Genomic DNA, 5216 nt, shown 5'->3' with positions numbered 1-5216 from the left:
GGCAAGGTCGAGATAATGATCGCCAACTCCATGCAAGCCCTGGTTGAAAGGGACAGCGACCTGGCCCAGAAGACCATCGCCTTCGACCACCAGATCAATCATCTGGAGATGGAGATCGACGAGAAGTGCCTTGAGGTCTTAGCCCGCAGACAACCTGCGGCGAGAGACCTACGCTTCATCACCCTGGCCCTCAAGATCGTCACAGACCTCGAGCGTATCGGCGACCAGTGCGCCAATATCGCCAAGAGGGTCGTGGAGCTCAACAACGAGCCGATCCTGAAGCCGTACATCGACCTCCCCCGCATGGCCGAAGCCGCCTCGAAGATGGTAAAGGATGCACTCGACGCCTTCGTGCGGGGCGACGAGGAACTAGCCGTCAAGGTTTGCCAGGACGACCAGGTGGTGGATGATCTTAACGAGCAGATCCAGCGGGAACTCTTGACCTTCATGATAGCCGACCCCACCACCATCGCCCGCGCCATCAAGATCAACTACATCTCGAAGTGCATGGAACGTATCGCCGATCACGCCACCAACGTGGCCGAGATGGTGATCTTCATGGTCAAGGGCAAGGACATCCGCCACACCATCGCCTAGCGACGAATGGAAAGGTAGCAAGACAAAGGGGGGCGCACTTGGTGCAGCCCCCCTTTTCTGTTCAATGCCACCTCGCGTTTCACCCTCCTTCCAGGACATATCCGAAACCGCGCACGGTCCTGATGAGTTCTCCTGCATCACCCATCTTGGTACGGAGCCTGGTGAGGTGGGTGTCGACCGTGCGGCTGTCGTCGACGTAGCTGTAGCCCCAGACATCACGCAGCAACTGTGTCCGGCTCTGCACCCTCCCCACGCGCTGCGCCAGGGTGAGCAGAAGCTTGAATTCCATGGTGGTCAGAGGCAGAGCAGCTCCGTTTAGCGTCACCCTGTGGGACGCCGCATCGATCATGATGGGGCCGACCGTTATCCCCGACGTGACGGCGACACGTCCCTTGCCTCGCCTGAGCACAGCTTTTACCCGCAACAGAAGCTCTCGCGCCGAAAATGGTTTCACCACGTAGTCGTCGGCCCCCACCTCGAATCCTGCCACCTTGTCGGTTACCTCACCCCTCGCAGTCACCATGATGACCGGGATTGCCGCAGTCTTTGCTGTCACCCTCAATTGCTTGCACACCTCCATGCCGGTCAGGCCCGGGAGCAAGAGGTCGAGGAGAATCAAGTCCGGGTTCAGTCTGCGCGCCTCGTTGAGTCCCGAGATGCCGTCGAAGGCCAGGATGGTGTTGTGCCCTTCCCGCTCCAGGTTGAAAGCCACCAGTTCTGCAAGGTCCCGCTCGTCTTCGACAATCAAGATCGTACCCATCACTGCCCCTCCACTGCCTGAAAATCCGTAGCTAATAGATACCGTCGGAATGTGCCGAAAAGGTTACAGCTCGGTAAACATTTGCCGCAGAAAAGTTTTCCGAGCTGTAACACTCCATACACCGATCCGTAACCTCGGCATTCTACAGTACCACCGTACGAGCAATTCGGATTCGTTGCCGGATCCGGGGGCAGAGGAAAGGTTCAAGAGGGACGCGCATGCAGGAAGCAATTGACCAGGATTACCTGTTGAGGGTGGGAGAGCTCGATCTCTGTAGCGACCGGGTTCCGCCTACCATTTCCGTCACCGAGGTCTACGACCTCTTTTCCGACAGGCCCAATCTGGAAGCGCTCGCCATCGTGACCGGAGGTGAGCCGGTTGGCCTTATCACCCGCACGAAGTTGCTCTTCACGCTGTCGCGACGTTTCGGCTACGAGCTCCACGCGAAGCACCCGATCATCACGGTGGCCGACATCGCCCCCCTCGTTGTCGCGGAGGAAGAGCTGTTGGACTCGGTGATAGAAAAGGCCTGCGCGCGTCCGCCGCAGGATGTCTACGACGAGATCATCGTCAAGGACAGTTCAGGAAGGTATGCAGGGTTGCTTTCCCTGAAGGAGCTGGTCATTCAGCAAAGCATCGCGCTCACGCGCAGCGTGCTGCTTCAGGAGGTCGCCACCGCGCGCAGCCAGGAGCTCGAGAGGGTCAACCAGGTCAAGTCACACTTCCTGGCCAACGTCACCCACGAGCTGCGGTCGCCGATAAACGCCATCGTGGGACTCCTGCAACTGCTGAAGATGGCTGCCGACAACCGATCCATAGACCAGATACAGGAACGGCTGGCCTTTCTGATGTCCACTGCCGCCAATCTGCGAACCATCATCACCAACATCCTCGATCTGTCGAAGATGGAGGCCGGGAAAATGGAAGTGGCGAGCAAGGAGGTCGATATCGTATCGCTCCTGAACGAAATTGCCGAAACCACCCGCATCCTCATTGCCGACAAGCCTGTGGCCGTGGAGCTCGCAACCCCAAGCCAGGAGGTCACGGTCACTACCGATGGCATCAAGTTACGGCAGATCATGATGAACCTTGCGGGCAATGCGGCCAAGTTCACCGATCAGGGGGAGATACGAATCTCGGTCACGGCTCAGGAAGAAGGCCTCGGCATCGAGATCTCGGACACCGGCATAGGCATCAAGGATGACGATCTTTCGGTTCTTTTCACGGCCTTCGGGCAGATCGAGGATGCCACCACCAAAAGCCGGGAAGGGACCGGGCTCGGTCTGGCGATCAGCAGCAACCTGGCCAAATTGATAGGCGCCACCATTTCAGTCGCCAGCACATACGGGGAAGGGACCAAGTTCACCGTTTCGCTGCCGAATCAGAAGTAGACAAAGGAGACGACCAAGATGCAGGAAAAGAAGAAGGTGATGGTCATAGACGACGAGGATATGCACCTGTACACCACAAAGGGGTTGCTGGAAAGCGATGTCGTTGAAGTCACTACCTTCAAGGGAGCGTTTGGCGCTACCAATTTCGTAAGAGCCGAAAAGCCCGACCTCATATTGCTGGACATAAACATGCCCGCGCTCTCGGGGAACAATCTGATCAGCCACTTGAAGCCCTTCTGCCAGGAGAATGACATCGCGATACTGTTTTATTCCTCCAATGACGAAGCCATCCTGAGAGATCTGGCAGCTGTTCACCAGATCCGGGGCTACGTCTGCAAAGGTGATCTTCAAGGACTGTTTCAAAAAGTAAGCGAGTGCCTCGCGGCACCGCGGTTCTGACAGCAGATAGTCGTTCAATCAGCAACACATGACAAGGAGGAGTACATGGTAAAGTCAGTTAAGAAGGTGGTCTCGGCGCTTGCATTGCTCGCCCTGGCGGCGACAGCGGTCCCGGCCTCGGCAGAAGTCCTGGTGAACGGCGCGGGTGCTACCTTCCCCTACCCGCTCTACTCGAAGTGGTTCGCCGAGTACGCGAAGATCGACCCCAGCGTCAAGTTCAACTACCAGTCCATCGGCAGCGGCGGCGGGATCAAGCAGATCACCGCCCAGACCGTCGATTTCGGCGCAAGTGACAAGTTCCTCTCCGACGACGAACTCAAAGCCGCCCCCGGAAAGCTGATCCACATCCCCACCGTGATGGGAGCGGTCGTGGTGACCTACAACGTTCCAGGCGTAGGCAAGGGGCTGAAGCTCAGGTCCGAGGACGTGGCCGACATCTATCTCGGCAAGATCGCCATGTGGAACGACAAGAGGATTGCTGACGACAATCCCGGCCTCAAGCTGCCTGCCAAGCCGATCGTGGTGGTGCATCGCACCGACGGCAGCGGCACCACGAGCATCTTCACCGATTACCTCTCCAGCGTCAGCCAGGAGTGGGGACACAACGTCGGCAAGGGTGCCAGCGTCAAGTGGCCGGCCGGTTTGGGCGGCAAGGGTAACGAGGGGGTCGCGGGACAGGTCAAGACCACTCCCTACTCCGTCGGTTACGTGGAGCTGGCCTACGCCTTCGAGAACAAGCTCCCGTACGCGACCCTCAGGAACAAGAGCGGCAACTTCGTCGAGCCATCCATCCAGTCGACCAGCGCCGCCGCAGCCGGAGCCGCCAAACACATGCCGGCGGACTACAGGGTCTCGCTGGTGAATCAGCCAGGCAAGGAGGCCTACCCCATCGTCGGTTTCACCTGGCTCCTGGTCTATGAGCATCAGAAGGATGCCGTGAAAGGCAAGAAGCTGGTCGAGTTCCTGAACTGGAGCCTGCACAAGGGACAGAAGATGGCGGCTCCCCTGCTGTACGCGCCACTTCCGGAAAACGTGCTGAAGATGGTGGAGAAGACCATCAGGACCATCAGGTAAGACAGGAAAGATCCCAGGCCGCATCCCCCGGCAGGGATAGAGAAAAGGCTCGCTTCGCACCAATGGTCGAAGTGAGCCTTTTTTTCGTTCAGAGCCGGTGAGGATTCAGCCAATAAAAAAAGGACGCACTCTGTGCGCCCGTCAACTCGGTCGATGGTGCAATTTATTCCGACTCGTTATCAGCCGGCTGCAGGAAACTCCTTGTGGCAGCAGCCGCAACTGACCGTGCCGCCCGCAGCCCTTGTCCAGGGGGTAAGATTCCTCGAGTCACACCACTCGCAGTACCACACATAAAACTCGCCCATACTCATTGTCTTCATCTCTATCTCCTTTTATATTTTCACGGCGAAGATAGCACATCAATATTACGAACTTGTTACAAGTGGCTAACGGTGTGGTAAAAGTAGTGCTTGTGGAATAATGACAGGATCGTTGGCACCGGAGGCAGCAATGGCCATTACTCTTGGCTTCGACGTATACGGGACACTGATCGACACCCAGGGGGTATCCGCGAAATTGCAGGGGATGGTCGGAAATGCGAAGGACTTTTCACGTCTGTGGCGGGAGAAGCAGCTGGAATACTCTTTCCGGCGGGGCCTGATGCAGAACTACGCGGAGTTCTCTGTCTGCACCAGGGATGCTCTCAATTACACCTGCAGCTTCTACAAGGCATCCCTTAGACACGAACAGAAGGAAGAGTTGCTGCAGAGCTACAGGACTTTACCAGCCTTTGACGATGTAGCACAAAGCCTCGCCAGCTTGAAAAGCGCAGGATTCAGGACTTACGCCTTCTCCAACGGCACTGCGGGCGCTGTTGAAACATTACTCGAGGCTGCCGGAATACGTGATCTCTTCATAGGAGTAGTCAGCACCGATGCTCTCAAGTCATTCAAGCCCAATCCCGGAGTGTACAGCCACTTCCTGAGACAGACAGGTTCATGCCAAAGCAGTGCCTGGCTCATCTCCAGCAATCCCTTCGACGTAATAGGGGCAAT

General features: G+C 57.2%; 7 protein-coding genes. 5 read left to right on the top strand and 2 right to left on the bottom strand.

Annotated features, from left to right (window positions below):
• Window positions 1-597: phosphate signaling complex protein PhoU (gene phoU, locus AC11W3_RS07895; protein ID WP_484092768.1), on the top strand; the 597-nt coding region annotated here is incomplete at its 5' end.
• A gap of 79 nt (window positions 598-676) precedes the next feature.
• On the opposite strand, the gene AC11W3_RS07890 is transcribed toward phoU, so the two are convergent.
• Window positions 677-1357 carry a response regulator gene (locus tag AC11W3_RS07890; RefSeq protein WP_484092767.1) on the bottom strand — a complete coding sequence of 227 codons (681 nt, stop codon included), beginning with the start codon at window positions 1355-1357 and terminating at the stop codon, window positions 677-679.
• Window positions 1358-1575: 218 nt separating this feature from the next.
• On the opposite strand from AC11W3_RS07890, the gene AC11W3_RS07885 reads away from it, so the two are divergent.
• The 3 genes from AC11W3_RS07885 to pstS are packed head-to-tail and all read left to right on the top strand — an operon-like array spanning window position 1576 to window position 4221.
• The gene (locus tag AC11W3_RS07885; protein ID WP_484092766.1) at window positions 1576-2748 is read left to right on the top strand and encodes a sensor histidine kinase; all 1173 of its coding nucleotides are present in this window, start codon (window positions 1576-1578) and stop codon (window positions 2746-2748) included.
• A gap of 18 nt (window positions 2749-2766) precedes the next feature.
• Entirely contained in the window at window positions 2767-3147 is a 381-nt protein-coding gene (locus tag AC11W3_RS07880; protein WP_484089645.1) for a response regulator, read from the top strand.
• 45 nt (window positions 3148-3192) lie between these two features.
• On the top strand, window positions 3193-4221 hold the full coding sequence (pstS, locus tag AC11W3_RS07875) for a phosphate ABC transporter substrate-binding protein PstS (protein ID WP_484092765.1): 1029 nt from the start codon (window positions 3193-3195) through the stop codon (window positions 4219-4221).
• A gap of 179 nt (window positions 4222-4400) precedes the next feature.
• Here pstS and AC11W3_RS07870 read toward each other — a convergent pair whose 3' ends face one another.
• A complete protein-coding gene (locus AC11W3_RS07870; RefSeq protein ID WP_484092764.1) occupies window positions 4401-4541 on the bottom strand; it encodes a hypothetical protein in 141 nt (46 codons plus the stop codon).
• Window positions 4542-4671: 130 nt separating this feature from the next.
• Here AC11W3_RS07870 and AC11W3_RS07865 point away from each other — a divergent pair.
• On the top strand, window positions 4672-5216 hold a 545-nt coding region (locus AC11W3_RS07865), incomplete at its 3' end, for a haloacid dehalogenase type II (RefSeq protein ID WP_484092763.1).

This window comes from Geomonas sp. (genome assembly GCF_056994735.1).
The sequence above is the reverse complement of the archived record's forward strand: the minus strand, read 5'-3'. Positions and strand labels throughout refer to the sequence as shown.